Source organism: Microcystis sp. BLCC-F210 (genome assembly GCF_042134685.1).
Lineage (GTDB): Bacteria > Cyanobacteriota > Cyanobacteriia > Cyanobacteriales > Microcystaceae > Microcystis > Microcystis aeruginosa_D.
Genome location: NZ_CP169647.1, coordinates 65,533 through 92,067, shown reverse-complemented (window position 1 = coordinate 92,067; position 26,535 = coordinate 65,533). Strand labels below are relative to the sequence as shown.

At 42.9% G+C, this 26,535-nt stretch carries 28 protein-coding genes and 1 pseudogene; 11 read left to right on the top strand and 18 right to left on the bottom strand.

Annotated elements, in window-relative coordinates; genetic code table 11:
• Positions 1 to 106: 106 nt before the first annotated feature.
• The 3 genes from ACE3JL_RS00450 to ACE3JL_RS00440 all read left to right on the top strand — a co-directional run bounded on the left by ACE3JL_RS00450 (position 107) and on the right by ACE3JL_RS00440 (position 3,365).
• Positions 107 to 1,333 (top strand): NAD(P)/FAD-dependent oxidoreductase, encoded by a 1,227-nt coding sequence (locus ACE3JL_RS00450; RefSeq protein WP_271988005.1) that lies wholly within the window; start codon positions 107 to 109, stop codon positions 1,331 to 1,333.
• A 369-nt stretch (positions 1,334 to 1,702) separates the two neighbouring features.
• A complete protein-coding gene (locus ACE3JL_RS00445; RefSeq protein ID WP_271988003.1) occupies positions 1,703 to 2,497 on the top strand; it encodes an alpha/beta fold hydrolase in 795 nt (264 codons plus the stop codon).
• Positions 2,457 to 3,365 carry a tRNA (5-methylaminomethyl-2-thiouridine)(34)-methyltransferase MnmD gene (locus tag ACE3JL_RS00440; RefSeq protein ID WP_271988001.1) on the top strand — a complete coding sequence of 303 codons (909 nt, stop codon included), beginning with the start codon at positions 2,457 to 2,459 and terminating at the stop codon, positions 3,363 to 3,365. The genes ACE3JL_RS00445 and ACE3JL_RS00440 overlap by 41 nt, the downstream gene beginning before the upstream one ends.
• On the opposite strand, the pseudogene ACE3JL_RS00435 reads toward ACE3JL_RS00440, so the two are convergent.
• The 4 genes and pseudogenes from ACE3JL_RS00435 to ACE3JL_RS00420 all read right to left on the bottom strand — a co-directional run.
• Positions 3,342 to 3,548: pseudogene (locus tag ACE3JL_RS00435) on the bottom strand (transposase); the annotation flags it as partial. The gene ACE3JL_RS00440 and the pseudogene ACE3JL_RS00435 overlap by 24 nt on opposite strands.
• A gap of 975 nt (positions 3,549 to 4,523) precedes the next feature.
• Complete coding sequence (locus ACE3JL_RS00430) at positions 4,524 to 4,853, bottom strand: hypothetical protein (protein ID WP_271987999.1); 330 nt, start codon at positions 4,851 to 4,853, stop codon at positions 4,524 to 4,526.
• A 316-nt stretch (positions 4,854 to 5,169) separates the two neighbouring features.
• On the bottom strand, positions 5,170 to 5,583 hold the full coding sequence (locus tag ACE3JL_RS00425; protein WP_271987997.1) for a PIN domain-containing protein: 414 nt from the start codon (positions 5,581 to 5,583) through the stop codon (positions 5,170 to 5,172).
• Positions 5,580 to 5,807, bottom strand: coding sequence for a hypothetical protein (locus ACE3JL_RS00420; protein WP_375328602.1), 228 nt, complete (start codon positions 5,805 to 5,807; stop codon positions 5,580 to 5,582). The genes ACE3JL_RS00425 and ACE3JL_RS00420 overlap by 4 nt, the downstream gene beginning before the upstream one ends.
• Positions 5,808 to 6,026: 219 nt before the next feature.
• Between ACE3JL_RS00420 and ACE3JL_RS00415 the strand changes: the two genes are divergently transcribed.
• Entirely contained in the window at positions 6,027 to 6,281 is a 255-nt protein-coding gene (locus ACE3JL_RS00415; protein WP_271987993.1) for a hypothetical protein, read from the top strand.
• A gap of 203 nt (positions 6,282 to 6,484) precedes the next feature.
• Complete coding sequence (locus tag ACE3JL_RS00410; protein ID WP_271987991.1) at positions 6,485 to 7,375, top strand: alpha/beta fold hydrolase; 891 nt, start codon at positions 6,485 to 6,487, stop codon at positions 7,373 to 7,375.
• A 6-nt stretch (positions 7,376 to 7,381) separates the two neighbouring features.
• On the opposite strand, the gene ACE3JL_RS00405 is transcribed toward ACE3JL_RS00410, so the two are convergent.
• On the bottom strand, positions 7,382 to 8,179 hold the full coding sequence (locus ACE3JL_RS00405; protein ID WP_375328601.1) for a hypothetical protein: 798 nt from the start codon (positions 8,177 to 8,179) through the stop codon (positions 7,382 to 7,384).
• A gap of 633 nt (positions 8,180 to 8,812) precedes the next feature.
• On the opposite strand from ACE3JL_RS00405, the gene ACE3JL_RS00400 reads away from it, so the two are divergent.
• Entirely contained in the window at positions 8,813 to 9,853 is a 1,041-nt protein-coding gene (locus ACE3JL_RS00400; protein WP_271989129.1) for an adenosine deaminase, read from the top strand.
• Positions 9,854 to 9,943: 90 nt separating this feature from the next.
• On the opposite strand, the gene ACE3JL_RS00395 is transcribed toward ACE3JL_RS00400, so the two are convergent.
• Both ACE3JL_RS00395 and ACE3JL_RS00390 read right to left on the bottom strand, forming a co-directional pair.
• Positions 9,944 to 10,351 carry an MAPEG family protein gene (locus tag ACE3JL_RS00395; protein WP_375328600.1) on the bottom strand — a complete coding sequence of 136 codons (408 nt, stop codon included), beginning with the start codon at positions 10,349 to 10,351 and terminating at the stop codon, positions 9,944 to 9,946.
• A gap of 8 nt (positions 10,352 to 10,359) precedes the next feature.
• Positions 10,360 to 10,866 carry a hypothetical protein gene (locus ACE3JL_RS00390; protein WP_002741066.1) on the bottom strand — a complete coding sequence of 169 codons (507 nt, stop codon included), beginning with the start codon at positions 10,864 to 10,866 and terminating at the stop codon, positions 10,360 to 10,362.
• Between the two features lie 348 nt (positions 10,867 to 11,214).
• Between ACE3JL_RS00390 and ACE3JL_RS00385 the strand changes: the two genes are divergently transcribed.
• Both ACE3JL_RS00385 and ruvX read left to right on the top strand, forming a co-directional pair.
• Positions 11,215 to 12,456 carry a GNAT family N-acetyltransferase gene (locus ACE3JL_RS00385; protein ID WP_271989131.1) on the top strand — a complete coding sequence of 414 codons (1,242 nt, stop codon included), beginning with the start codon at positions 11,215 to 11,217 and terminating at the stop codon, positions 12,454 to 12,456.
• Positions 12,456 to 12,956 carry a Holliday junction resolvase RuvX gene (gene ruvX, locus ACE3JL_RS00380; RefSeq protein WP_375328599.1) on the top strand — a complete coding sequence of 167 codons (501 nt, stop codon included), beginning with the start codon at positions 12,456 to 12,458 and terminating at the stop codon, positions 12,954 to 12,956. The genes ACE3JL_RS00385 and ruvX overlap by 1 nt, the downstream gene beginning before the upstream one ends.
• Here the strand turns inward: ruvX and ACE3JL_RS00375 are convergent.
• The 8 genes from ACE3JL_RS00375 to ACE3JL_RS00340 all read right to left on the bottom strand — a co-directional run bounded on the left by ACE3JL_RS00375 (position 12,891) and on the right by ACE3JL_RS00340 (position 20,817).
• Entirely contained in the window at positions 12,891 to 13,379 is a 489-nt protein-coding gene (locus tag ACE3JL_RS00375) for a type II toxin-antitoxin system VapC family toxin (protein ID WP_238141860.1), read from the bottom strand. The genes ruvX and ACE3JL_RS00375 overlap by 66 nt on opposite strands.
• The gene (locus ACE3JL_RS00370; RefSeq protein ID WP_024968627.1) at positions 13,331 to 13,621 is read right to left on the bottom strand and encodes a hypothetical protein; all 291 of its coding nucleotides are present in this window, start codon (positions 13,619 to 13,621) and stop codon (positions 13,331 to 13,333) included. Before ACE3JL_RS00370 ends, ACE3JL_RS00375 begins: the two co-directional genes overlap by 49 nt.
• A 129-nt stretch (positions 13,622 to 13,750) precedes the next feature.
• Positions 13,751 to 14,344 (bottom strand): allophycocyanin subunit beta, encoded by a 594-nt coding sequence (gene apcB / locus ACE3JL_RS00365; protein ID WP_206669335.1) that lies wholly within the window; start codon positions 14,342 to 14,344, stop codon positions 13,751 to 13,753.
• 98 nt (positions 14,345 to 14,442) lie between these two features.
• A complete protein-coding gene (proB, locus tag ACE3JL_RS00360) occupies positions 14,443 to 15,582 on the bottom strand; it encodes a glutamate 5-kinase (RefSeq protein ID WP_375328598.1) in 1,140 nt (379 codons plus the stop codon).
• A gap of 28 nt (positions 15,583 to 15,610) precedes the next feature.
• Positions 15,611 to 17,575: a single-stranded-DNA-specific exonuclease RecJ gene (recJ, locus tag ACE3JL_RS00355; protein WP_375328597.1), complete on the bottom strand. Its 1,965-nt coding sequence runs from the start codon at positions 17,573 to 17,575 to the stop codon at positions 15,611 to 15,613.
• A gap of 58 nt (positions 17,576 to 17,633) precedes the next feature.
• On the bottom strand, positions 17,634 to 18,275 hold the full coding sequence (locus ACE3JL_RS00350; RefSeq protein ID WP_375328596.1) for a hypothetical protein: 642 nt from the start codon (positions 18,273 to 18,275) through the stop codon (positions 17,634 to 17,636).
• Positions 18,272 to 18,733 carry a hypothetical protein gene (locus ACE3JL_RS00345; protein WP_271989138.1) on the bottom strand — a complete coding sequence of 154 codons (462 nt, stop codon included), beginning with the start codon at positions 18,731 to 18,733 and terminating at the stop codon, positions 18,272 to 18,274. The genes ACE3JL_RS00350 and ACE3JL_RS00345 overlap by 4 nt, the downstream gene beginning before the upstream one ends.
• A gap of 74 nt (positions 18,734 to 18,807) precedes the next feature.
• The gene (locus ACE3JL_RS00340) at positions 18,808 to 20,817 is read right to left on the bottom strand and encodes a GAF domain-containing hybrid sensor histidine kinase/response regulator (RefSeq protein ID WP_271989140.1); all 2,010 of its coding nucleotides are present in this window, start codon (positions 20,815 to 20,817) and stop codon (positions 18,808 to 18,810) included.
• 205 nt (positions 20,818 to 21,022) lie between these two features.
• Here ACE3JL_RS00340 and psb32 point away from each other — a divergent pair, with 205 nt between their 5' ends.
• The 3 genes from psb32 to ACE3JL_RS00325 all read left to right on the top strand — a co-directional run bounded on the left by psb32 (position 21,023) and on the right by ACE3JL_RS00325 (position 23,581).
• Entirely contained in the window at positions 21,023 to 21,706 is a 684-nt protein-coding gene (psb32, locus tag ACE3JL_RS00335) for a photosystem II repair protein Psb32 (protein WP_271989141.1), read from the top strand.
• Positions 21,707 to 21,850: 144 nt separating this feature from the next.
• Positions 21,851 to 22,447, top strand: a complete 597-nt coding sequence (locus tag ACE3JL_RS00330; protein ID WP_375328595.1) for a hypothetical protein — start codon at positions 21,851 to 21,853, stop codon at positions 22,445 to 22,447.
• 321 nt (positions 22,448 to 22,768) lie between these two features.
• The gene (locus tag ACE3JL_RS00325; RefSeq protein ID WP_271989144.1) at positions 22,769 to 23,581 is read left to right on the top strand and encodes a transglutaminase family protein; all 813 of its coding nucleotides are present in this window, start codon (positions 22,769 to 22,771) and stop codon (positions 23,579 to 23,581) included.
• A gap of 83 nt (positions 23,582 to 23,664) precedes the next feature.
• Here the strand turns inward: ACE3JL_RS00325 and ACE3JL_RS00320 are convergent, their stop codons facing one another.
• Genes ACE3JL_RS00320 through ACE3JL_RS00310 form a run of 3 tightly spaced genes read right to left on the bottom strand, consistent with a single transcriptional unit; the run spans position 23,665 to position 26,441 of the window.
• On the bottom strand, positions 23,665 to 24,345 hold the full coding sequence (locus ACE3JL_RS00320) for a response regulator transcription factor (RefSeq protein ID WP_375328594.1): 681 nt from the start codon (positions 24,343 to 24,345) through the stop codon (positions 23,665 to 23,667).
• Positions 24,342 to 25,796 carry a sensor histidine kinase gene (locus tag ACE3JL_RS00315; RefSeq protein ID WP_375328593.1) on the bottom strand — a complete coding sequence of 485 codons (1,455 nt, stop codon included), beginning with the start codon at positions 25,794 to 25,796 and terminating at the stop codon, positions 24,342 to 24,344. Before ACE3JL_RS00315 ends, ACE3JL_RS00320 begins: the two co-directional genes overlap by 4 nt.
• Positions 25,797 to 25,829: 33 nt before the next feature.
• Entirely contained in the window at positions 25,830 to 26,441 is a 612-nt protein-coding gene (locus ACE3JL_RS00310; protein WP_271989147.1) for a cupin, read from the bottom strand.
• Positions 26,442 to 26,535: the final 94 nt, after the last annotated feature.

The following is a 26,535-nucleotide window of genomic DNA, read 5'->3' as shown; positions in this document are numbered from 1 at the left end:
TTTCCTTGATAAGTATGTAGGCGTTAAAAATCATCAGACACCCCCCTTATCAAGGGGGGATCAAAGACAAAATCTATCTTTAATTTAATTAAAAACACTTACTTATATGACTCAAATAGTCGTAATTGGTGGCGGAGCAGCGGGATTTTTTGGCGCAATTAAAGCGGCAGAATCTAACCCAAAAGCTGGCGTTACTATCCTAGAAGCAGCAAAAGAACCCCTAGTTAAAGTGCGGATTTCGGGAGGTGGACGCTGTAATGTCACCCATCATTGTTTTGATGTTTCCCAATTGGTTAATTATTATCCTCGCGGTGGCAAAGCACTACGGGGAGCTTTTAGTCGCTTTCAACCCCAAGATACTATTAAATGGTTTGAATTGCGGGGGGTAAAACTGAAAACAGAAGCGGATGGACGAATGTTTCCTAGCACCGATAATTCTGAAACTATTGTTAATTGTCTGCGGGAAAGTGCGACTTTGGCAGGGGTTTATTTAAGGCTAAATTCCCCAGTTAAATCGGTAAAAAAACAGGAAGAAAGTTTTTTAATTGAATTAAAAAGAGAGGAGCAAATTAGAGCAGATAAGCTTTTAATTGCTACGGGAAGTAGTCCTTTTGGTTATCGTGCCGCCCAAGATTTAGGTCATTCTCTAGTCTCTCCTGTCCCCTCTTTATTTACCTTTCAAATTGCCGATCCTCGTCTGAAAGATTTGTTAGGGGTTACTGTGGATAAAGTGCGAGTTCGTCTTGGGGGAAGTAAATTAGAACAAATCGGACCTTTATTAATTACCCATTGGGGAGTTAGTGGACCAGCTATTTTAAAACTTTCTGCTTGGGGGGCGCGGTTACTTCACGAGCATCATTACCGAATGCCTTTAATAATTAACTGGTTAGGGGATTATCATCCTGAAAAATTGCGAGAAATTATCTTACAAACTAAAAGTGAATATCCCAAAAGAAAACTTTTTAATTATTGTCCCTTTGAACAGTTACCTAAGCGTTTTTGGCAGAGTTTATTAAGTTACTTGACTGTTAACTCGGAAACTCCCTGGGCAGAATTATCTAAAAATACTCTCAATCGATTAATGACTGAATTACAGCAGGGGGAATATAAAATCAAAGGGAAAGGGGTATTTAAGGAGGAGTTTGTTACCTCTGGGGGAGTGAATCTTCAGGAAGTAGATTTTAAAACTATGGAAAGTAAAATCTGTCCGGGGTTATATTTTGCCGGGGAGGTACTAGATATCGATGCAGTCACTGGGGGATTTAATTTTCAAAGTGCTTGGACTACCGGTTATCTCGCTGGACAAGCTATGGGCAATAGATATCTTGCATAAATTCAAAAATTTTCAACTTGTCCAACTTCTGCAAGAAGTCCTATCAATATCTGAGAGCAGATGATGACGAACACCCAGTTTTTGGAGACAGAGCTAGGAAAGATAACAACAATAACAACGGATTTTTAGAACTTTTTGTGCTTATCTAACTGTAATTATCGATAAAAGACTTTAATCAGCCAGAGTTAGTCCCCAAACTCAGCCTAGCGGGGTAGGGAAGGTGGAGGGAGTCGAATCATTGAGCGGTTGCATACCAGTGAATCTAGAATCAGCTTGGGAGAGTGATTGGCAAATCTTTCTAAGATTAATTATCCTTAAGATAGATAGGCAGAAAAAAACTTTTTTAATATTGATCGCGCTTTTCGCACCATGGAACAACCTGTCAGTTGGATGATTCCCCCTCATCCCCGTCCCGATTATCCTCTGTTTATATTTTTACCCGGAATGGATGGCAGCGGCCAACTATACCATCGTCAGATTAAACACCTTGCCCCTTACTTCGATTTACGTTGTTTGGTGATTTCCCCGCAATATCTCGGTGATTGGGAGGAGTTAAGTGCTTGCGTGATTGCTTTATTGGAACAGGAATTAAAGCAACAATCGAGAAAAGTCTATCTCTGCGGTGAGTCTTTTGGCGGCTGTTTAGCCCTGAAAATAGCAATAAAAGCACCAAAATTACTTAAAAAACTGATTTTAGTTAACCCCGCTTCTTCTTTTAATCAAAGACCTCTTTTAAGCTTGGGAATTGGTATCACCCAGGTGATGCCCGATTTCATCCACGGCAGCTCGGCACTGGCTATTTTACCCTTTCTGGCCGCTCTCGGTCGAATATCCCGGGAAGATCGCCGCTCTCTCCTTGAAGCCATGCAATACGTCCCACCGAAGACGATTAGCTGGCGTTTATCCCAGTTACAACGGTTTCAGGTTAGTGCCAGCGAGTTAAAATATCTGCAATTAGAGGTGTTAGTGATAGCCAGTCAAGGCGACCGACTGTTACCATCGGTAGCGGAGGCTAAACGCCTAATTCAGCAGTTACCCGCCGCAAAATTAACAATTCTGCCCAATAGTGGTCACGCTTGCCTGCTGGAAACCGATATTCACCTCAAAGACATTCTTCATCACCATGCTTGTCTCCCCCGAAGCTTACCCGCAAAAAGTCACTGAGGATGGTTCTTATACCTTTTTTTCGACCGAATTCGGCGAATGTTATCATTCTACCTCCGGGGCAAGGGAAGAAGCCGAGAAAAAATTTATCCTCTCCAGTCGTCTGGCAGCAAAAGCAGACCAGAGCAATAATTTAAAAATTCTTGACATTTGCTACGGCTTAGGGTATAATGCCGCCGCAGCTTTAGCAGCCATCTGGCGAGTTAGGGGGGATTGTCGGGTAGAATTATTAGCTTTAGAAAGCGATCGAATGGTTCCCCTAGCAGCTATTAGAGAAAATCTTTTAAATAGTTGGAGTCAACCAATTCCCGAACATTTAAGTGATTTTGCCCATAATCACCGGCTAGACCTGCCTAATCTCACGGCTACACTGTTAATCGGGGATGCGCGACAAACGATAACCAAGGTGATTGACGCGGGTTTTCAAGCGGAGGCGATTTTTCTTGATCCCTTTTCCCCAGGTAAATGTCCGCAACTGTGGACGGTGGAGTTTTTAGCTTTAGTGGCGAAATGTCTGAGTCCGACGGGTTATTTAGTTACCTATTCCTGTGCCGCCTCGGTGCGAAAGGCTTTACAATTAGCGGGATTGCAGATTGGAGCCACCGATAGCGTCGGACGGCGATCGCCAGGGACAATAGCCAGTTTTTTGTCCTTACCCCCATCTCTATCAGCACAGGAACGGGAACATCTGCAAACTAAGGCCGCTATTCCCTATCGAGATGCGACTTTGACGGACCGAGCCGAAGTGATTATACAACGTCGTCGCACCGAACAGGCTCTCTGTGACTTAGAACCGACTAGCCACTGGAAAAAACGTTGGCAAAGAGCGGTGAGTTCGATCGAATTGATAGACTCGTTGACTAATTAACTGATTTGGAGAATGTTTGACTTTACACGGCTCTCGATTATCCTCCAAACAATCTGCTAATCCTTCACAAATTTTCAGTTGTTCTTCTGCTTGTCTAACCAGAAGTACCCCCACATCTGAACTCAAATCAAGGCGAGATAATACTAAATCCGTTGAGTACAGGCTAGTTATGAGGAGAGGCACTCATGCAAGAGGCAAAAGGGAATAAATAATCAGTTTTTAATAACCAGATTTAGTATAACTTGGCTTCTAAAGTTTTGGCTCTTCGTTACTTGTTATGGTTCGATAGGGGGGCATAAATCGACAAAATCTTTATCTGGTAAGGGATTTAATTGATTAGTTCGCTTTAGATAAAAAACAATTGACAAAAATCGCCCAATGTCTTTCTCTATAAGGGTTCCATCCCTTATAACCCCCGTCCATTGCATAAGACAAACCGAAGAACCAAAGTTTTTTTGGTAAAAAAATTTAGGGGAAGTTGAGAAGAAAACTCAGTCATGATCAAAGAAAATTTTAACTCTTACTGTCCCTAATATTATAGAGTTTTTTGTCCTCTTTTTTCTGCTTTACTCTCATGAATAATGCGGCTTAAGATGAGCCTCTGGTTAATGAGTATTTTGAAATGATTAAAGAAAGGTCAGAAATTCTGATCACTCGTTGTCAGTATCTCGAAACAATAACTAATGAAGTTAAAAATTTGACTAACTATCATTGGCTAACTTATGATTGATTTTTATCACCTTTTCACCACAGGATTTAGTATTAAAGGTCATCGAGCGGTAGGGAAAAAACTGGCGAAACTAATCCTATTGAAAGACTTAATGATAACTTTCAATAAAGGATTTATAGATTAGTAATAAACAGTCCATATTTCTCTAAAAAATCGAAGCTATTTGATACTTTATTTATGACTACTCACTAGCAGTAAATTTATCTGGTTTCATCAACAATTGTCAGTGTAATTCCGTCAAAAGTTCGAGACTGACTTGATGACCATTACTGTTGAGTAATTTTAATCCCTTTTGCTTGAGCATAATCAGAATGAAACTCAAAAAATACTTGATTTTCTGCTTTAAAAATTTTAGCAAATTGATCGGGATATTTAGTCTTACTTAAAGCAATTTGAGCATCGAGAGAAGAACCTAACCAAATAGGAATTTATCCTAAAAGGATTTTAGGACTTTCTTGGTCATTCCACTGAATTAATAAATATGTACTTTTTTGTAATTGACGTTCCTCCTCCCAAAAGATCATCAAACCGATACAAAACCCTAAAATAAATGCACCAATTAAACGTCCTAACCGATCTGCTAAACTGGTTTCTATGGGAATAAATTGAGTTAATATTAAAGACATGAGGAGAAATCCAATTGACGCTAAACTCCCCCCTAAGCTACCGCCTAAAAAAGCTCTAAATCTTTGTAAATTGGGAATAAAATAAGAAATACCTAAAGCGACAATGGCTCCTAAAATCGTCCATGCAATCAAACGAATGGCAATTTCTAAGGCTGAGGATAGGGGGGAAGTTATGCAGGGGAGCGGTTAAATAATACAATTTTATTATAGTTGAGATAAAATTTAGGCGAAGCTGGATCAGCGATCGCATTTAACTTCGATAAATGGGATAGACTAAAGAAAGTTAATGAGGATCAAGTCATGACACAAAATGAGTTAATGTTAGAACGATACTTTACTATAGCGTTTCTCACACCTGTGTGGCACAGTTAAACCTTTGCTAATTAAGCTTTTCACCATCGACAATGTACCTCTTGCGAACAGGAAACGCTATATCCTAAAAACTAGGTTAAACTGTATAGGGGACTTCAACAAAGGGATATTGAGTTAAGTCGAAATCTTTAGTATTGTGAGGGACTAATTTAAGGTTATAATGAAAGGCGATCGCTGCTTGAATTGCATCGGGTAATTTCCATTGTATGATCTTTTGATGGGGGAGTTTGTTCAACTTTTTCCTGATTTGTTCACGACGAAGTTGGATAACTAAATCGATGATAGTTTGATCTAATTCTATTAGGTGAAAGTAGGATAAAACCTGTTGAGCTTGATGAAAGGTGGTTTCATCCTCAAATCCAATCAAGACTTCTGCTTTAGTAATGATAGAAATACAAGCATCGTTTTTATGTTTTTTAAGATAGCTGGTTGCTGCTGAAACTCCGTTAAAATGGTCAATTAGAATACAAGAATCTATCAGTTTTTTCATGACCATTCCTCTCGAATTTTCTGTTGATATTCTAACCCATCTCCTTTTGTCCATATTCCTTGAGTATTTTCTAAAAGCGTTTCAAAATCGGGAGAAGATCCAGCTATATCTTCTTCGACGACCTCAATATTAATGTTCAGCTTTGTTCCTTCTTTGAAGGATAAATTAGAGAGAAGGATTTGCTGAGAGTTATCAAGGGTTATCTGAGTTTGATAGGAAGTCATAAGATTAAGCTATTTGAAAATAGTTAAAATCATTATAGCAGAAGTCAGAACTATGAGGTCGGAAGTCGGAAGTAAAAGCTATACAGAACTGTTTTTTCAACTAATTGACTATACCTCATAAAATTGGGAAATGTTATATATAACTTTGATGGTTCTAGGAATAGGAATTAGGAATAGGGAATGCTCTCAAGTTTTTCACTTATTAATCTTTTAAATAAAGTGGATTTCTGTCTGATTAATCTCACAGAAGAAGCTAACAAACTAGCTTATGATACTCATTATCAACACCTTAATTGGCAAGAAAAAGACACTTATGTTTATCATCGTTATTTTACCCCCTTACAGTCTCAAATTCAACGACTAAATCAGCATCGAGAAAATGCTGCACGTTTCTTTGTTACTAGCATTTATCAGCGAGATTTACTAGAACTTCCGTTAATTTATATCATACTAAATCCAGTTATTAAAAACTGATTATTTATTCCCCCTTTTGCCTCTTGCCTCTTGCATGAGTGCCTATCCTGATATGTTACCTATACTCAACGGATTTAGTATCAGTAGTTACATTTTGGCTGCAAGCATTGCCTTCCCAGATGACCTTCCCTTCTCCTAGCCGTCACTTGACCTGACAGTATATATTAAGAAAAGCAACAAATACCGTACAGGTACAACAAAGTATGCAGCAAATCCTAGAATTAGAGACACAACCGAAAATCTGGCATTGGCGGGGTTTCAAAATCACCTATCAAAGTGCGGGGGAGACAGGTCCAGCGATCGTACTTGTGCATGGATTTGGGGCATCTTGGGGACATTGGCGGAAAAATATCCCCGTTTTAGGCGAAAAATGTCGCTGTTTTGCCCTAGACTTAATTGGTTTTGGCGGTTCCGACAAACCCGAACCAAAAAACCAGATCGATTACACTTTCGAGACTTGGGGGGCGCAAATTGCCGATTTTTGTCGGGAAGTGGTGGGAGAACCTGCTTTTTTGGCGGGTAATTCCATCGGTTGTGTGGCCATTATGCAGGCTGCCGTCGATTATCCCGATTTTGTCCTTGGGGTGGCGGCGATTAATTGTTCCCTCAGACTACTGCACGAAAGAAAACGGGGGGAATTACCCTGGTATCGTCGTTTAGGTGCGGATTTTGCCCAAATAATTCTCAAAAATAAGTCAATTGGGGCTTTTTTCTTCCAACAGATCGCTAAACCCCAGACAGTGCGTAAAATTCTCCTGCAAGCTTATCGGCGCTCCGAAGCAGTAACAGAGGAATTAGTAGAAATAATCTTAAAACCCGCCAGAGATCCAGGAGCGATCGAAGTTTTCCTCGCTTTTACTGGTTATTCTGGCGGCCCACTGCCAGAAGACCTACTGCCGATTCTCCCCTGTCCAGCTATTCTGCTTTGGGGTAGCGAAGATCCCTGGGAACCCTTGTCCCTAGGCCAAGAATTAGCACGATTCCCGACGGTAAAACAGTTTATCCCCTTAGCTGGTTTAGGCCACTGTCCCCAGGATGAGGCTCCAGAAATAGTTAATCCGATTTTATTAGACTTCCTGCAAGCTCAAATCTAAGTTCCTCTAGTAACCAGAAGACCTCGTATTAATAGGTGGTTGAATGGTGAAGCCTCGGTTAGTAGTTTGAGGGGGAACTTGATTGGGGGTGCCATTATTGTTGGGTGTTATTCCCTGATTGGGATAACCAGTGACGTTAGGTTGATTACCATAGACGGGAGCCTGATATACGGGGGGTTGATAATAGTTGGATTGGTTGCTAGAGCTAGAAACCGGGTTAGGGTTGGCATTATTCCAAGAGGGTACGGGCGGAACATTTTGTTGATCAGGGGAAGGATTTCCCTGGGGGTTGACTTGACTCGGGTTGCTCTTGGAGTTGAGATAGGGATTCCCGATTTCCCTTTGTAAAGGATAATTGCTAGTGTCGCCACTAATCGGGCGGACTTGAATCGGTTGCAGACTTTTACTAGCCTTCGGTGTCTGATTTTGCTTAGTCGGTGGCACTAACGGTGCGAATAACGAAGGTTTCTTGTTGTTATTGGGATTAGTATTTGAAGGCTCAAAAGTCTGCGTCGAGGTTGGTTTGTTCGAGGTAGCAGTATTATTATTAGTAGTAGCCGGCAGTGGTACAGCAGCGGGGGAAGGAGGATCGTTAATCCGGTCGGCTTGGATTTCCCATTCCTCCAAGGACACTCCAGGGCTATCCGATACCGGACTCAACGATTCAGGATTCCGTTGATATGCCGAGAAAGTAATTAGGGCCAAGGAAAGTATTCCTAACGGCAGCCAAAATAAAGGTCGGGCAAAAGGTTTTAACCCTGCCAGAAAATAGCGCATGGAAGAAGAATCTTTATGGTCACTCATACCGCTTTACCCTCCAGAGGTTTTCCTCCATGCTATCAAATCAGTGAGCAGTTACCAGTGATCACTGATCAGTTATCAGCTTTTTTCCCATCTCCCCTGCTCCCATTTCGGCTCTCTTGGATTTGGTGGGTAAAGTGTATTCTAAGATACATTCCTCCTAGCGAGGGGGTGGAACGAACCACAAAGACACAAAGGACACAAAGATCGATCATAATGTAAGTTAAACTCATCACACAGAACCTAGAAGAGCCCAAAGGGGAATAAATAATCAGTTTTTAATAACCAGATTTAGTATAATTCATGGTTCTTCGGTTTCTGTTATGCAATGGACAGGGGTTATAAGGGATGGAACCCTTATATAGAAAAGCATTTAGTGATTTTTGTCAATTATTTTTGATCTAGAGCGAACTAATCAATTAAGTCTCTTGCCAGATAAGGATTTAGTCGATTTATGCTCCCATATCGAACCATACCAAGTCCCGAAGAGCCTAATTCATAATTCATAATTCATAATTCATAATTCCCACACTGTTCACCAACTAGGTACTGATACTATTTGGGAACGATTGTCAAACAATTGTAAAACTTCGTTATATTTAAGGAACATTTGAGAGACTAAGGAGCAGCGGAGTTGTGGCTTTATACGCGGATTTGCATCGGCATTTAGGGGGATCGGTAGTACCAAGAGTTCTCTGGCGCTACTTTCACAGACATGAGCAAGATTTAGCGGATAAATTCCCAGAATATCACGCTTTTGAGGAATTTTACACCCGCGAACGCAATAGTTTAGATGAATATTTAGAATTACACACCCTCGTCGAAAGTGTCCAAACCGCGCAAACTTTGCCCTATTTTATCTATCGTCTGATTCGCGGTGCTTACATCTTCGAGAATCTGGCCTATTTAGAATTGCGCTATACTCCCTACTATCGCACCGACGAACATTTGAACCAAACAGAGCGAATCGAGCAAATGCGATCGATTGTCGAAATCGTTGGTCAAGCCTCGAAAATGAGCGAATATCCGATTATTACCAGTCAAATTCTCTGTATGCACTCGCGACTTCCCTACGAAGTCAACAAAGCGATCGTTGATCTAGCCCTAGAGATGAGAGAATACGTCTGTGCGATCGATATTGCCGGGGGCGATTCCTACTACCAAACTCGACTAGAGGAATTTGCTGGTTTATACAGTTATGCTAGGGAAAACGGTTTAAATACCACCGGCCATCTTTACGAAACAAGGAACGGTTGTTATCCCCAATTACTACCCTATCTGCAAAGAATCGGTCACGGTATTCAAATTCCCCTACAATACCCAGAATTGCTGCCAGAAGTTGCCCGTCATCATCAATGTTTAGAAGTCTGTCCCACCACCTATTTAAAAACTGGCACCCTCGAAAGTTTATCGCAATTAAAGATAGTCTTCGATCGCTGTTTTGAAGCGGGGGTTGATATTGCTATCTGTACCGATAATGCTGGTTTACACAATGTCCGGCTCCCCTTCGAGTACGAGAATTTACTCACCCTAGACGTGATCGACTTTCGACAATTACAAGCTTGTCAAGATGCGGCTTTTCGCCATGCTTTTGCCTGGCCCTATAGTCAAAAACCCGCCTCACTTTTAACCGGTTTGTTATCAGTGGATAATCCCAAATTACCGGTTTATCAGTAACAAAATTAACCTTAGTTCGGGTTAGGCAAATTCTTTACCGCTCCCGAACTATAGGGTTTTTCCACTCTCCTGCATCGGGTTTCGGGAATTCTACTGAATCTTGATTAAACTCAACCCAAAGAGAGTATAAGTACACAGAGAACCAAGACCGAACATCAGGGAACGAGCGATCGGGATATTAATGATATAAAAAAGGGAAAATAAAAGCCGGAGGACTACAAAAGCGATTGCGCAGTTAGCAGCCAGGGGTGAGGAGACTCCTGTGACGTAGGCCATGAGAGCGGCGGCACTATAGATCATAAAGGTTTCAAAACCATTTTGATGGGCCCAAGTTGCTCGTTTGGCGTAGTACGGGAGTTGATCGAACATTGCCCGGGGAGCGGAGGTATTGTAACCCACCTTAGCTCTAGCGTAGGCCACCAGCAGAAAAGGTAGATAGACAGAGATAGCGGCAGCCACTATCGAATAGAGAAGAATGGCACTGACGGAGAGATTCATCGCTGAATTTAGTCAAAATAAAATAGGGTAACTAGCTTGCGTTGATCTTCCGCTTCCGCGCAGGTTTGCAAAAGGGTTTGACTGTCGTGGAAAGCAAAACAGATTAACTGTTGACAACGATTGATAATCTCCCGATTACAGAGGCTGCTGGCTTCCCCTAGGGATAGATGGTCATTTTCGGGACATTCCACCAGATGGATAACCTGCTGAAGTTGTTCTTGGGATTCCAAGGGTTGGCGATCGAGACTTTGGGGTAAGATCACGGTTAACAGATTAGGATCTGCCCGCATTGCCCCCTTAATGACGGCGGAATTGGTTCCCGTCGCCCCGGAGGTCATAATCCGATTGCCCGCCAGCACGAGGGCATAGGCCATCATTTCGATCAATTGCTGGTGTGTGATGGGAACGTGACGGGAACCCAATAAGGCGACGCGCTTAGAACCGGTCTGCTGAATGGCGGCTAGTTCTTGAGCTAGAGTGTCTAGGGTGTTAGTGGTATCTACAGATTGACTCAAAGACTTTTACTGCAAATTCGGACTGATTAACCGTCCGTTATTGTAGCATCGAATGGTCATGATTGGAAATTTAGCCCAAAAAACCCCAGCAATTCTAAATTTGCCCTGTAGCAATACTTTTGGGAGTTAGTTCCCATAATACGGGGTAAAATTCAATGGGATGGCGAATGTCATTTTACAAGTCTTCAGGCTTTTGACGTGATAGTACACTCAAAGTTGCCCCAAAAATTCCCCTTTAAAATGTTCTTTAAATCCCTAAAAGGCTTGCTGTGTCTAAAACTGAGAATTGCTGCTTTCAACCCAATTTTTCGGTAAGATAGGTGCATAGACGATATTTACCCCAGAGCCATGACCACTTCTCCTGTTCCCCAAGGGGACGATTTTAGCGATCGCCCAATCCGTCCCGTACAGTATCGGGATTTGGAAGACATTGAAGCTTTAACCCTGGATGACTTCGATGAGGATATTGATCGTCGCGCCCAAAATTTTCGCACTCAGGTGCAGCAGGTGCGGCCTTGGTTTGGGTTGTTTAAAATTCTCAGTTTTTTTCCCAATCCTCTCCAACACCGTTTTCACGTCTATGTGGCCGAGTCCCTGGCCAATCGGGGAGAAGAGGGAAAAATTCGCGGCGCAATCCAAGTCACCCCTTTTAATAGTAGTCGCAGCACTTGGCGGGTGGAACAGGTGCGGGTGCATCCGGAGGAGTCTTTAGGCGAACCCAAGGGCATCGGGGCGCAATTACTGCGTTATTGTCTAGAAACGGTTTGGGAAGCACGCACCTGGGTGTTAGAGGTTAATATCAATCAAAAGGACAGTTTGGCACTTTTTCGGCAACACGGTTTTCAGCCTTTGGCAGAATTAACCTATTGGTCTTTACCGCCGCAATTATTACAGGAATTGAGCAAACAAGAGGCAGATTTACCGAATTTACTGCCCGTGAGCAATGCTGACGCTCAATTACTTTATCAGTTAGATTGTGTGTCTATGCCACCGTTATTGCGTCAGGTATTTGATCGCCATATCCAGGATTTTAAAATCAGTTTAGTTGATAGTTTGTTCGGTCGCTGTCAAAGTTGGTGCGGCGGTCCGCAAATTAGTCGCGGTTACGTTTTTGAACCACAACGAAAAGCGGCGATCGGTTATTTTGAATTAATTCTATCTAATCGGGATGAGCGACCCCATCAAGCGAAATTAATTGTCCATCCCGCCTACACTTGGCTCTATCCTAAGTTATTAATCCAGATGGCCCAGATCACTCGCAAGTATGCCCCTCGATCGTTAGAGTTGATATCGGCTGATTATCAGCACGAAAGACGGGAATATCTGGAACAATTGGGAGCGATCCGCAGTTCCCACACCCTGATGATGTCGCGCTCGGTATGGCACAAAATCCGCGAAACTAAGCCGGAAAATTCCGCCCTAGCAGAAATGCTGCAGGGTTTACAACCGGTGCCGCGAACTCCGATCCCTAGTCGGATGTCTTGGTTAAAATGGCCCAATAATCCCCCCCTAGACTCCCTCGACAGTCCGGGAGAACTTCCCCCAGTTAAACCCCCCTCGGAACCCCCGGATCAGGGGCATCCAGTGTGATGGAAAGGGTCGCCGCCTTGGGCTTAGATATCGGCAAAAAACGGGTGGGAGTGGCAGGATGTGACGGCACTGGTTTAATTGCCACCGGTTTGACCACGATTATCCGTTCTTCCTTTGTTGCCGATATAGCACAGTTTGAGGCGATTGTCAAGGAAAGAAATATTAAGATTTTGGTGGCGGGACTGCCCTATACCATGGCCGGAGAGTTAGGATTTCAGGCCCAACAGGTGCAAAAATACGCCCAGAAACTAGCCATCGCCTTGGATTTGCCCCTGGAATACATGGATGAGCGTTGCACGTCCCTGGAGGCGGAAGAATTCTTAAAAGCTAAAAAACAGTTTTCCTCTTGGGATAAGGGAGCGATCGATCGGGAAGCGGCGGCGATTATTTTACAACAATGGCTCGATCGCCGGCGGCGAGTTAATAGTGTTGTTTTAGGGGATAGGGAAATCGTCGAACCAAAAAACGGCAAGGGAACTGGTAGCCAAAGCCTCGAATAACTTCCGATCCAAGGTCAACAAGGGTGCGTCTAGCCGCTTGGCAAGGGCGACATAAGAGCCATCGTAGGCGGTCAGATTATAGGCGATGCCGAGATTCACAGCTTCTCTCATGAGAGGGACAGTAGAAAAAACCCACAGGGGATAACCTTCTAGAAAGGTCAAGGCCTCTTGAACTTGCCTTGCAGTCAATTGTCCTGCCCGCAAATATTTCCAGAGAATGTTTGCCATTTCAATGTAAAACAGATCAGGAACCAAAAATTCCGTTTCTGGTTCGACGAGAAGGGCAAATAATTCGATCGTTTTTTCAGAAAGGGGATCGCGAATAAACTGTTTAATGGCAACGCTGGCATCGACAACGCATCTAAAAGCATTTGTCATCGCCCGTCTCGCTCTTGGCGAATCAATACCGTACTGTCTAGCCATTTCACATCATCGGGTAATTCCCGATAGCGTTGTTTGACTGCCTCGATCAAAGCGGGAATCGACTGGCAGCGACGATCGGGAGTTTGAGAGTTTTCTGGCGATGCGGACAAGTTCGGACTAGCTTCTGATTCTGGCGACGACAAGAGACGTGTGGCTAGAAATTCGGTAAAATCTAAGACCTCTCTCTGTTTGTCTGGCGGCAAATCACGCCATCTCGATAGCAATAACTGTTCGCTGTTCATGAAAAGAATCCACTAAGAAACTCAGTCATCTGACCGTAGCAACGGAAGACTTTACTCAATTCTAGCAAGCAAAAAATCAACTCATTGATTGAACGAACAAAACTGATAAGCGATAACTGATAACTGAATTTAAATAGAGACTTCGCTTAATTCACGAGTGAGATGATCAAAGGGTTCGGCGATCAAAGAGGTGTCGGCAATACCCGCCTCAGTAGCCATGGTTTGAATCATTTCGCTCATGATTTGGATACCGCGCACCGTCGGACCGATGGGGACACCGAGGGAATTATAGGTTTCCCGCAGTCCTTGCAGTACCCGCTCATCTAGAACATTAGTATCGGCAGCCACCAGCGCATAACTGGCATAGCGGAGATAGTAATCCATATCCCGCAGACAGGCAGAATAACGACGGGTGGTGTAGGCATTACCCCCGGCGCGGATCAATTCGGGAACTTCTTCAAATAGACGAATCGCCGCCCCACGCACGAGCGCCGCCGAATTAGCGTTAATCAGGGTGGCGGCAGCTAGACGGGCAGTTCCCGAGGCAAAATATTGTTTAAGATTATCGATCGCATCTCGATCGAGATAACGTCCGGTGACATCGTATTTTCTAATCAGGCTAGTTACCGCGTCTCGCATTATTAAGTTTCTCCCAACAGCAATAAAGACATTTTTGAGTTTCGCTTTATTTATAATCTCACAGGGTTGAACTTCGGGGGACATCCCTAGTCTAACTCCCTTGCTTGTCTAACAATTTGTTGTTTTTTTGAGACATTTCTTTACATTTAAGGCATTGGCTGGACCGCCTCTGGGTGGCGGAATTATCCCTTATTTGTCGAGGTAGTGGACGAGGCACTCAAAATGACGAGATTATCCCGATGAATGATGGTTTCTGCAGCCATATAACCTAATAAACTGGTAATACGCTCGGAATGTTGACCTTTAACTCGATCGATCTCCTCACTACTATAATTAACAATTCCCCGGGCCACTTCCCGGCCTTCTCGATCGCACAATTGCACCGATTCCGAGGCGCTAAATTCCCCCTCCACTTTGGTAATACCGGCCGCGAGGAGAGATTTTCCCCCCTGACAAATGGCTTGAATCGCCCCCCCATCGAGATAGATTTTACCCATGGGCATTAGTCCGTAGGCGATCCAGCGTTTGCGGGCGTTATCACTGCGTTTTTGGGCCTCAAAACGGGTTCCGATCGCCTCTCCTGCCATAATTTTTAAGATATTGCTGGGCTGCCCTCCCCTAGTAATCGCCATTTCTACCCCGGCGCTGGTGGCAATCCTGGCCGCGGCCAATTTAGTCGCCATACCCCCGGTCCCCCACTGACTGCCACTACTACCGGCATTGATCGATAGTTGCGCTAATTCCGCGGGACTAACTCGGGCAATAGCCGCCGCTTCGGGAAATAGCCGCGGATCGGCACTGTAGAGGCGATCCACATCGGTGAGGATAAATAACCAGTCAGCCTCGATTAAACTGGCCACAAGGGCTGATAAAGTGTCATTATCGCCGAATTTTAACTCATCGATCGCCACCGTATCATTTTCGTTGACAATGGCAATTACCCCTAATTCAAACAAAGCCTGAAAGGTATTATAGGCGTTGACATAACAGGTGCGTTCCATCAATTCGGGACGGGTCAGCAAAATTTGGGCGATCGGTTGACCAAGACTGGTAAAGAGGTCATCATAGATCCGCATCAGACGACCTTGACCGACGGCGGCGATCGCTTGTTTGAGGGCGATTTTTTTCGGTCTTTCCTGTATTCCCAGACGACGGCAGCCCACCCCAACGGCCCCGGAAGATACTAATACCACCCGATGACCGGCAGCGCGCAACCGGGTGAGGACTTCCACTAAAGCGGCGATCGTGGAGAGGGATAATTGACCGGTTTCATTATCGGTCAAACTGGAAGTACCGATTTTGATCACTATGGTTTGGTTCATTGTCAAGGCGCTTTTTTTGGAGGTTTTGCTAGATAGCCAAAGCTTTGATGGCAACTTTAATTAAAGTATAAAAACGGGGTTCAGTCACGTTGACTTCTCTAGCTTGTTGCCGATTTTTGCCTAATAAACCAATGCGCTGCCCTTTCTGCACGACTAAAATATCGCCCTGTTCATTTTTGATGCGAATCTCGTTTAAATCACCCCAAAAACTACATTGATACATTTTATCGGCGTGCATAAAAATTGCTTTTTTAATATTATCATTTTCTTGGGGTAATCGCACTCCCACTAATTCAATTTCTATGGTTGTATTACCATTCCAAGTATTTTCTTTAAGTTTATAGGCAATATCTAAACGAGTTGGTAAAGGACAATATTCGCCCCAACGCCATGCTAGGGCTTTAATTCTGGTATCATCCCTTTGAGCCAGCAATAATTTTAAATGATTTTTTCCGATAGTTTTCTGTTCCACTACGCGCACGTTAGGAGTCGAAAAAACGGGTAATTCATTGCCAATTCCCCAGGGTTGCAAACTATCAATTTGTTGAAAAAGTTCTAGAGTAATTTGTTTAAAATCGATGATAGTATCAATTTTAATTAAAGGTTTTAATTGTTCTATTTGTAAAATTTTGTGAGAAAATTGACTTAATCTTTGTTTAAATGCTAGTAAATTAGCTGTGGGTAAACTAAAACCCCCCGCCATTTTATGACCGCCAAATTTTCCTAGTAAATCTTGGCAAAATTGCAGGGCTTCAAAAACGTGAAATTCTTCAATTCCTCTGGCAGATCCGCGAATTTTACCCGCATCTTCTTCCTCGTAAGTACCGATAAAAACTGGCACTCCGTAGCGTTCCACCAAACGGGAGGCCACAATACCAATTACCCCATGATGCCAATCTTTTTCGACTAATACCAAAACTCGATCTTTTTGCCAAAGAATCGGCGTTTCTTCTACTAATTTAATCGCTTCTTCTTCAATTTTTTCGCACAATTCTTGACGGGTACGATTAATTTGTTCGCACTGCATCGCTCTTTCTAAGGCAATTCCCGCATCATCGGTGGTTAATAATTCAATAACTATCTGGGGATCGCCAATTCTGCCAATGGCATTAATTCTCGGCCCCAATTTAAAGCCAATATCATCCGGTTGTAATTGCTTTTGTTCCTCGCTAATTCCCGCTATTTGCATGAGGGATTGAATCCCAACTAATTGGGATTTGGGTAATTTTCTTAAACCCCGTTTTAACCAGCGACGATTTACCCCAATTAATGGAGCTAAATCTGCTATAGTGCCTAGGGTAAATAATGATAATAATGACTCGGTTAATCCCTGTAATTTACCCATTTTTTGGGCAGTTGTCACCGCTAAAATATAGGCGACTCCCACCCCCGCTAATCCCTGATAGGGAGAGTTCGGGGTTAATAATTTTGGGTTGAGAATAGCGGAGGCATTTGGTAAAATTGGCGGCAGATCGTGATGATCGGTGATAATAACTTTTAATCCTAATTCTATCGCTAGGGCGATCGGTTCGTGAGCGGAAATACCATTATCAACGGTGAGAATCAATCCGACTCCCGATTCGGCAAATTCTTCGACAATGCGCTGATTAATTCCGTATCCCTCTTTCATGCGACTAGGTATGGCATGATTTACCCTAGCACCGAGATGTCTCAAGGCTCTTAGCAGTAAAGATGTACTGGTCATGCCATCGGCATCGTAGTCCCCACAGATAGCAATTTTATCGCCTCTAGCGATCGCTTTTACTAATAAATTGACACTTTTTTCTAAGTCGGGAAATTCTCCCAGGGGAGAGGGTAGGATATCCGCTTCAGGATCTATATAAGTTTTAGCTAATTCGGGGGTATCAATACCGCGATTAATTAAGATAGTTGCTAATAAGGATGATAATCCCATTTCCCGCGCTAACCCCTCGATTTTTTCGGGATTAGTTGCGGCAATATACCAGCGTTGGATGGGATATTTGTAGGCCATTTCTTGTTAAGTAAAAAGGTAGGGTGCGTTAGGGAAGCGTAACGCACCAAAAATAAGGTTAAAAGCGGATTTGGATGGCCCCAGCAGGAGGTTGAAAGGGGAGATTACTATTATTAATTCTCAGGGGGGAAGTAGGTACTAACTGCACATTGGGGGTGGTGGGTTGACTTTCGTTGGTACTCAGTAAAGTCAATTGATTAATACTAGGATTAATCGCAAATTGTTGGGTGATAACTCCCGATGGACAACAGGAAGGATCCCGGGGGAGAAATCTTCTCATGTTGACGGTGATCATACCATCTTTAGCACTCAGATTATCGACAATTACTCGATCGGCTAACAGGACAGTATCGGTGTTAGTGGCAGTACCATTATTATCAATCACTAGGGCTAAATAATGTAATTGCTGTTGCTCTCTAGTAATCACTCTTAATACGACAATACCATCAGTCCTTTGATCATTATTATAGTCCCCCATCAAGGCTTCTCGACTGACTTGTACTCCTAAAATTGGTCCTTCATTGGATTGAAAAATACCATCGCTGACAATTACGGAACCCCGATTGGGAATGTTATAGACGGTGTTTCTTAAATTATCGACGCTCAGGGGTGTAGATTGGGCAAGTAAGGGCAGAGAATTGCTTAATAGTAAACCGATACCCAGGAGGATAGATTGAGGCAAAACTGCTAATTTAATCATGGTTGTGATGGGTTGGGTATATTTTCTTGAGTATCGAATAACTGCACGTTATTAATGGTACAAACCATACCCTGTTGTGCCGCTAATTTATCCCGCCATTGGCTTAATTGTTGTTGACCATTACTACCATTTAACCAGTAAACTGTCAAGATGCCGATGGTTTGTTCTGGTTCACAGGAAAAGCTGAGAGTTTGATCGGGTATATCGGTATTTCCTTCATTACATTGCCAACCTTGTTTTTCAATTAATTCTTTCCAACCTTGCACTTCTTTGGCAGCCACGGCAATGCGTTGATCTCCTTGGTTACAAACCCAATTTCTCTGCTGGGTGGGATTATTCGGTAGATCATCAAGATTGGGGGAATTTTGCTTAATTGGGGGCAGCGAGGGAACTTGAGCATTAACAGAAAAAATCGGTAGTATTAACCAAGTACCGATGAGCATTTTTAACAGTTTCATCCTTTAAAATTGCCATATTTAGGGATTTATGCCTTTAGAATATCACGTTTTTGAGGTATGGATAAAATACTCTCTTAAGATATGTTTAAATCTTTAATTATGTTTTCGATCGCATCAAAGGAAAATTCTCTGGCTAACTGTTGTAAACCTTGGGTAAGGATAGCATAATCGGGGGGAATTTCTGCGGTTAGGGCGATAATTTTTTCATCATCACATTCTCGCGCCGCTTGTTGCAATTGTCCAATCCAGTCGGGACTGATTAATTTTAATAGGGATTGCAGGGAATCGAGGAAAACTGGCGAATAATTGGGCTGATTTGGCTCATTATCAGCATAAATATATTTTAATCCTAAATATTCGCCCATTTTTTGCCAAATAACTTCCTCTCGGAAAGGTTTACGCACGAAATCATCACAACCGGCGGCAATAACCAAGGCGCGATCCTCTTCAAAAGCACTGGCAGTTAGGGCAATTATTACCGTTTTTCCGCGATTATCAGCCTCTAACTGCCGAATTTCCCTGGTTGCTTCGTAACCGTCTTTCACTGGCATTCTCATGTCCATCCAGATAAGATGAGGTTGCCATGCTTGCCAAATTGCGATCGCTTCTTGTCCATTAGCAGCTTCTTGCACGGATAATCCTAGGGTAGTCAGGAGTTTCAGCAACAGTAAACGGCTTTCTGGTCGATCATCGACCACTAATATGCGATATTTAGGCTGATTTTCCTCTAAAGCGATCACTTTTGCCCTATTGGTTTCGGTTTTAATCTCATTTTCCCCCACTAAACCCACCTGAATATCAAAACTAAAAACACTTCCTTGACCCAGAATACTACTAACCCCGATCGCACCTCCCATCAACTCAACAAATTTTTTACTGATAGGTAAACCCAATCCTGTCCCCTGTTGGGATTTTCGTCCCGTTTCCGTTTGGTTAAAGGGTTGAAATAGCTTATAAATCTCCTCTGGGGCGATTCCTGCGCCTGTGTCTTCAATTTCCCAGAGCAATCGCTGGTAATCTCCTCTTTTCTCCCCTACTTTTCCCCGGAGAGTTACCCCTCCCGACTCGGTAAACTTCAATCCGTTACCCAAGAGATTGATGAACACCTGTCGCAATTTACTTTCATCAGTACATATGTATTGAGGAAGATCGGAGCTGCGATCAAAAATTAAGCTTAAAGCTTTTGCTTGCGCTTGGGGACGGAGCATTTCGGCAATATTATCTAAAAGAGCGTATAAATCGAAATTACTGGGGTTAAAAACCGTTCTTCCCGCTTCTATCTTCGACATTTCTAGAATATCGTTGATTAACTCTAATAAATGTTCCCCGCTACGATTGACAATTTCCAAATATTGGCGATATTCACTGCTGATGCTGCTATCCCGGGATATTAAGCGAGTAAAACCCAAGATAGCATTAAGAGGAGTGCGTAATTCATGGCTCATGTTAGCTAGAAACTCACTTTTAGCTTTATTTGCCTTAACTGCCGCTTCTTTAGCTTCTTTTAACTCTTTTTCCGCTTCATATCTACTTTGTGCGATCGCAATTAATTCTCCCAACAACCGGACGAAGGTGACATCTTCCCCTGTCCATTGCTTTTCTGCACTTGCATCCAATCCCAGATAACCCACCGTTACCCCGCAACTATCCCACATGGGAACGATTAAGAGACAGGGAGTAGGACTATGAGCGAGAATAGTTCTTTCAGGGATAGCAGTAGCGGGTAAATCGTCTAAAGAGTTCAGTTTAACTGGAATACCGTTTAATAATTGTTCCGAAAACCAGGGAAAGGTTTCCGTCGAGAGATTTTGTGATTGTTCCCGAATCGGGATAACCTGCGGATAGTCGGGGTGACAGTATTCATAAACCATACTCCACTGCTGACGACAGGTGGAATATTGAATAATGTAACAGTGAGCGCTCTGGGTAAATTGACAGAGCAGTTCTAGGGTATGATCGATCGCCAAGTGGACATCTTGAGAAATTAGTAATCTTGTCACCCGCGAGAGCAAGTTATCGCGATAGGACTGCGTTTCTAGGGGTTTTTCCCGTTTTTTAAACTCTAGTTCCTCAAAATCACTCATAATCAGTTATCAGTTATCAGTTATCAGTTAAAAAAGTTTGGGTGTTGGGGTTGTAGGGTTTTAGGGTATTAGTTGATTTTCCCCATCACCCCACTTCCCTACTTCCCCACTTCCCCACTTCCCCACTTCCCATCTCCTGTCTTCCTAATCAAAAAACAGTAAACTTTTCCCCTATTATGTTCTATAGGAATTTTACCGAATCAATATGCTCAAATTATTAGCTTCTCTCCTTCTCTCCTGCTGTGTAGTCTTGGGTGTTTCCCTGTCACCGGCTGCTGCCATGGGAGTCTATGACCTTCCTATTTTAAGCCCCGGAGCGCCCACTTATGTGGTCGATCCTGTTTCAGCCATTAGTGCCGCTAACGAGGGAAAATTAAATAAGGATCTGAAAAATCTCGCCGAAAAAACCGGACAAGAAGTGAGAATGGTGGTAGTCCGGCGCTTGGATTACGGTCAAAAAATTGACAATTTAGCCGATGATATCCTGAGAGAATGGTATCCTAATCCTGAAGATCGGACTAATCAAACTATCATCGTCCTTGATACTTTAACCAATAAAACAGCTATGCGGGTTGGCGAGGAAGCAAAAACCCTATTAACCGATGCTATTGCCGATAGTATCCTCTCGGAAACTATGGCAGTTCCCCTCAAAGATGGGGGAAAATATAATCAAGCTTTACTCGATGCTAGTCGTCGTCTAACGGCGGTACTTTCTGGAGAAGCGGATCCCGGACCGCCGGAAGTAGCGACAATTAATATCGAAAGTACCTTTACTACCGCAGAAGAAACTGACGATAAAAATGCCACAATTTGGGTGATAGTTTTACTGGTTTTAGCTACAGTAATTCCCATGGTCACTTATTTTTGGTACGCCGGTTTCGGTCGCTAAATTAAATTAATGTTCTGGGACTGATACAGCTAAAATATTCTCAGAGATAGTTCAATCTTCAGCCTGCATAGGCAAGATTAATTAACTTCTAGTAGTAGATTTTAGTTGTATCAGTTCACCCCATTTGCTTAACATTAACAACTAATGTCTAAACTGGTAAATAAATTACAATCCTATTATCGAGAGGAGGAAGGAACTTACTTAATTGAAATTAAACTTAATCAGTTACAGCAAGTCTTTAATTCTCTTGATCCTTCGCCATTTTTAGATAGAGATTTAGATGATAATGCCGAAAATTATATTATTAACTCTGTGAATGAATTTCCCATCAATACCTCCCTTAAATTAGTCTTTTATCTTCCTGATAAAGAACAGGATAATGCTCGAAATTTGTTACCCTCAGCTTTACATAATTATTTTGACTATCGCCAACAGGGAGAACAAAGAAAATTACGCACAATTTGGCGACAGGGACGCATATCTTTAATAATTGGTCTCTCCTTTCTTTTTGTTTGTTTGAGTCTCAGCGAATTAATTGGTCGTTTTGGCAGCGATACATTTATTCACTTCTTAGAAGAAGGATTATTAATTAGTGGTTGGGTGGCCTTCTGGCGACCTTTAGAAATTTTTCTTTACGAATGGTGGCCTGTCAGTTATCAACAAAAGATTTTTGCTAAACTGGCCTACATCCCCATTGAAATCCGTCTATTAGAGGAACCATCCACCTCGGACTCTTTTTAACAGATCTAATCCTGCTGATGGCTTGTGTTCAAAGTTACAAAGCTTTTATTTGAAGTAGTTTACAATGAGAGTAACTCTGTATCAAGCTTAAGTACCTAAGCAAAATTAATTACATATATCTAACCACCTCTTGCCTCTTGCCTCTTGCCTATCTTCACTGGGAAATTAATTTTGCACGACTACTTATCGGTTTTCAGCTTAACTATTACTTTCTCCTCAAACTTTTAACTAAGTGGTCAGGCCTAAATTTTTTCAGTCTGACGATTATTTGCGTTCCATCTCTACCAATCCTGACAAAATTTCATCTAGATAGGAGGCCTAATGTTAATCCATGTTGGTTACGAATTTGGCTTTGATGCCCCTTTACCCCTAGTCATGTTGTTAAAACTTTATCTACACCCCTCAATTTTAGATCAAGTTAGACAATCGGAAAACTTGCGGGTGCAACCAGCAACAAAAATAGAAGAATTTTTAGATAGTTTCGGTAATCGAACCAGTCGTCTAATTTTACCCGCCGGACAGATCCGCGTTCACAATGAAGCAGTTATCGAGAATGAATGGAAACCCGATATTGTTAATTGGAATGCCCAAGAAATTCCTTTAGCAGAGTTACCAACCCAAGTTTTCCCCTACTTAATGAGTAGTCGTTATTGTGAAGTAGATTTGCTTTCGGAAACTGCCTGGGAACTTTTCGGACAAACTCCCCCTGGTTGGGGAAGGGTACAAGCGGTTTGTGATTGGGTTCATAGTCACATTCGTTTTGGTTACGAATACGCGCGGGTGACGAAAACCGCCTATGATGTCTATCGGGAAAGAACGGGGGTTTGTCGCGATTTTAATCACCTAGCTTTGACTTTTTGCCGTTGCCTAAATATTCCTGCTCGTTATGCCTCTGGATATCTCGGAGATATCGGTATTTCTCCCCAACCTCTACCGATGGATTTTAGTGCTTGGTTTGAAGTCTATTTAGACCATCAATGGTACACTTTTGATGCTCGTCATAACACCCCCAGAATCGGGCGAATTTTAATGACTCGCGGCTTAGATGCCGTCGATGCTGCCCTAACAACGTCTTTTGGTCAAGTAAATTTAACAAAATTTAAAGTATGGACGAGGGATGTTTCCCATCTCTAGATTTAATCAGAGTATTTATTACAGCCTTTTTGATCAAATCAGGGCTAAATAATTCCTCCCTCGGTTCCTCTGATAAATCACAATTAAGCATAATCTCTTAAAACGTAGCCTACTCCTCGCACTGTCTGGATCAAACGTTTAGGATTAGCAGACTCCAACTTAACCCGTAAGGCACGAATATACACTTCAATAATATTAGAATCGCCCATAAAATCGTAACCCCAAACGGTTTCAAGAATTTGCTCGCGAGTGAGTACCTGCCGGGGATGACGTAAGATAAACTCTAATAAGTCAAACTCTTTAGCCGTTAATTCAATCAATTGACTATCTCGATACACTTCCCGAGCAAGACAATTCAAGGTCAAATCTTCAAAAGTAAATATATTTAAATCTTGGGCATGGGTGCGACGTAAACGAGCTTTCACCCTAGCTAAGAGTTCTTCCATGCTAAAAGGTTTAGTAACATAATCATCGGCTCCGGCATTTAAGCCCGTCACTCGATCGGGGATTTCATCTTTAGCTGTTAAAATAATAATCGGTGCTTCCATCCCGGTTTTTCGCAGTCGTAAACATAAATCTAATCCAGAAATAACCGGCAGCATCCAATCTAAAATTAACAAATCTGGTAAAGAATCCCTAGCGATTTTCAGTCCATCCATGCCATTAGAAGCAATAGTAACTTGATAGCCTTCTAAATGAAGTTCTGTGGCGATAAATTCGGCGAGCTTGGGATCATCTTCTACGAGAAGAATATGGTCGTTCATAACTGCGGTTGCCAGAGAGGTAGAATGATAGTAAAGGTACTGCCTTGACCGGGTTGAGAGCGGAGAGTGATGCGACCCTCCATTCCTTCAATTAGACTTTTAGCGATCGCCAAACCCAAACCCGTGCCGTCTCGCGAGCGAGTCATCGACTCATCAACCCGATAAAACCGTTCAAAAATGCGATTTTGATGGGAGAGAGAGATACCGATTCCCCGATCGCGTACATGGATAAGAGCCGAATTAGCCTGCTTTTCTAAGATCAGATCGACTGGTTGCTCGGGGGTAGAATACTTGATCGCATTATCGAGCAAATTGATTAAAACTTGCTGTAATCGATCTTGGTCGCCACAAATTACCACATCTTCATTGGTTAATAATAAAGTCATCTTGCGATCGCTAACTTTTTGACTCATCGCTGCCACTTCTGTCAGCAAAGTATTGAGAATAATAGGATGGGAGCGAAAATGGAGATGACCGCTATCGGCACGGGCGAGATCGAGCAAATCTTGTAACATCCGGATAATTCTCTCGGTTTCTGACGTGGCTGTTTCCAGAGCTTGCTGTTGGTAGGGATTTAAATTAGTGCTGCGTCGCTGGAGACTTTGTAAATAACCGATCACGACTGTTAGAGGGGTACGCAGTTCATGGGAAACATTGCCGACAAACTGACGTTGCTGTTCCCAAGCTCCCGATAATCGCCACAACATCTGATTAAAAGCGGTAGCTAGTCCTAAAATTTCATCTGGCGCTTGTTCAAGTTGCAATTTCGCCCCATTTAAATCATCGGCAGAAACGGCACTAGCAATTTGACTCATGCGAGTCAGCGGCAACATAGCCTGACGGATCCGTTGGGAAATTAAGACAATTAAGCTCAATAGGACGAGAATACTCAGCCAAAATAAGCCCCATAACCCCGCCTGATATTTCTGGTGATCGGCCGTGATATCTTGGGATAGATACAATTTCCCCGACAGTTGACCCTTGATAGTCAGAGGAGTGCCACATAAAACAATATCGCGTCCATCAAAGTGAATAATTTGGGGTGCATCGGGTACTCTGGTTAGGGATGCCGCCGCACGCATCTCGGTGACATTGCCATCAACCCTAGGAGACTGTCCCAACAGTTGTCCATCGGAGTTTTTAACCCAGATGACTAACCCCGCAGTGGAGACTCGCTCAATGGTTTTTTCTAATCCCGTAGTCAGAGATCCCATCTGAGCGTACATTTCCAACTGCTCAGGAAAACGCTTGGCGATATATTCTAGAGTTTGTTTATGGGCAGCGACTAAATTCTGCTCCATTTGCCAACCGGCCCAAATGGCTACGCTACCAAGTCCGATAATCGAGATGGTCAATAGTTCTAAGGTTAAGCGAAACTGAAGCGAACTAGTAGAAACAGGTTTACTAGGCAAAAATTGCCCAAAAATGCCGACAAGGCGAGGTAGCTTCATGGGTGTATGGTTAGTGATCAAAAATAGGGAGATTTAAAAATTTTTCGCCGTACCTTGTCCGGGATCGAACTCGAAACGCTGACTATAGTTAGTTTCACCGTACAGGTTAAAGCTCAGAGTTGGCTCATCTCCGATCGCTTCTATATGGTGAATAGCAGCCGGCATTAAACAGAGAATATCACCCGGGACGAGTAGGCGATCGCCGACTTTTCTAATCTGATCCGGTAATTCGGGGGTGGGGGAACGTTGCCAGAAGCTATTTTTTTCCTGTCCCTTTAACAAAGCTACTACCCCCCAACAACCATGATTATGAATCGGGGAAGTGCTACCCACAGACCAAGCGACCAGTTGTACTGTCAGGGGAAAAAATGGCTCATCGTAGAGGGTTAATACCTCCCAACCGGTTTCGGGATTGGGTTCTAAACTAAGAATATCCAACCAGGGCGAATTGTTTAAGAGTTGGCGAACTAGAATCCGAATTGCTTCTAATCGTGAGCGATCGTCGCTAATCTGGGTTAAGGTATCTTCTAGATCGGATAAAAAGCGATAGAGCCAGTAGGGATGGGATAATTCGGATTTTGCGGGGGTTATTTCGTAGGCCGAGCATTGCCCATGATTATCCACCAACCAGTCTTTTCCTGTCATAGTTGCGATCTGAATGGTTTAAATTAGCATATTAGGGCGAAAAGTTGTCTTTTAGCCGCAATTAATCGGGTTTCTTCTTGATTTTATCAGCAAG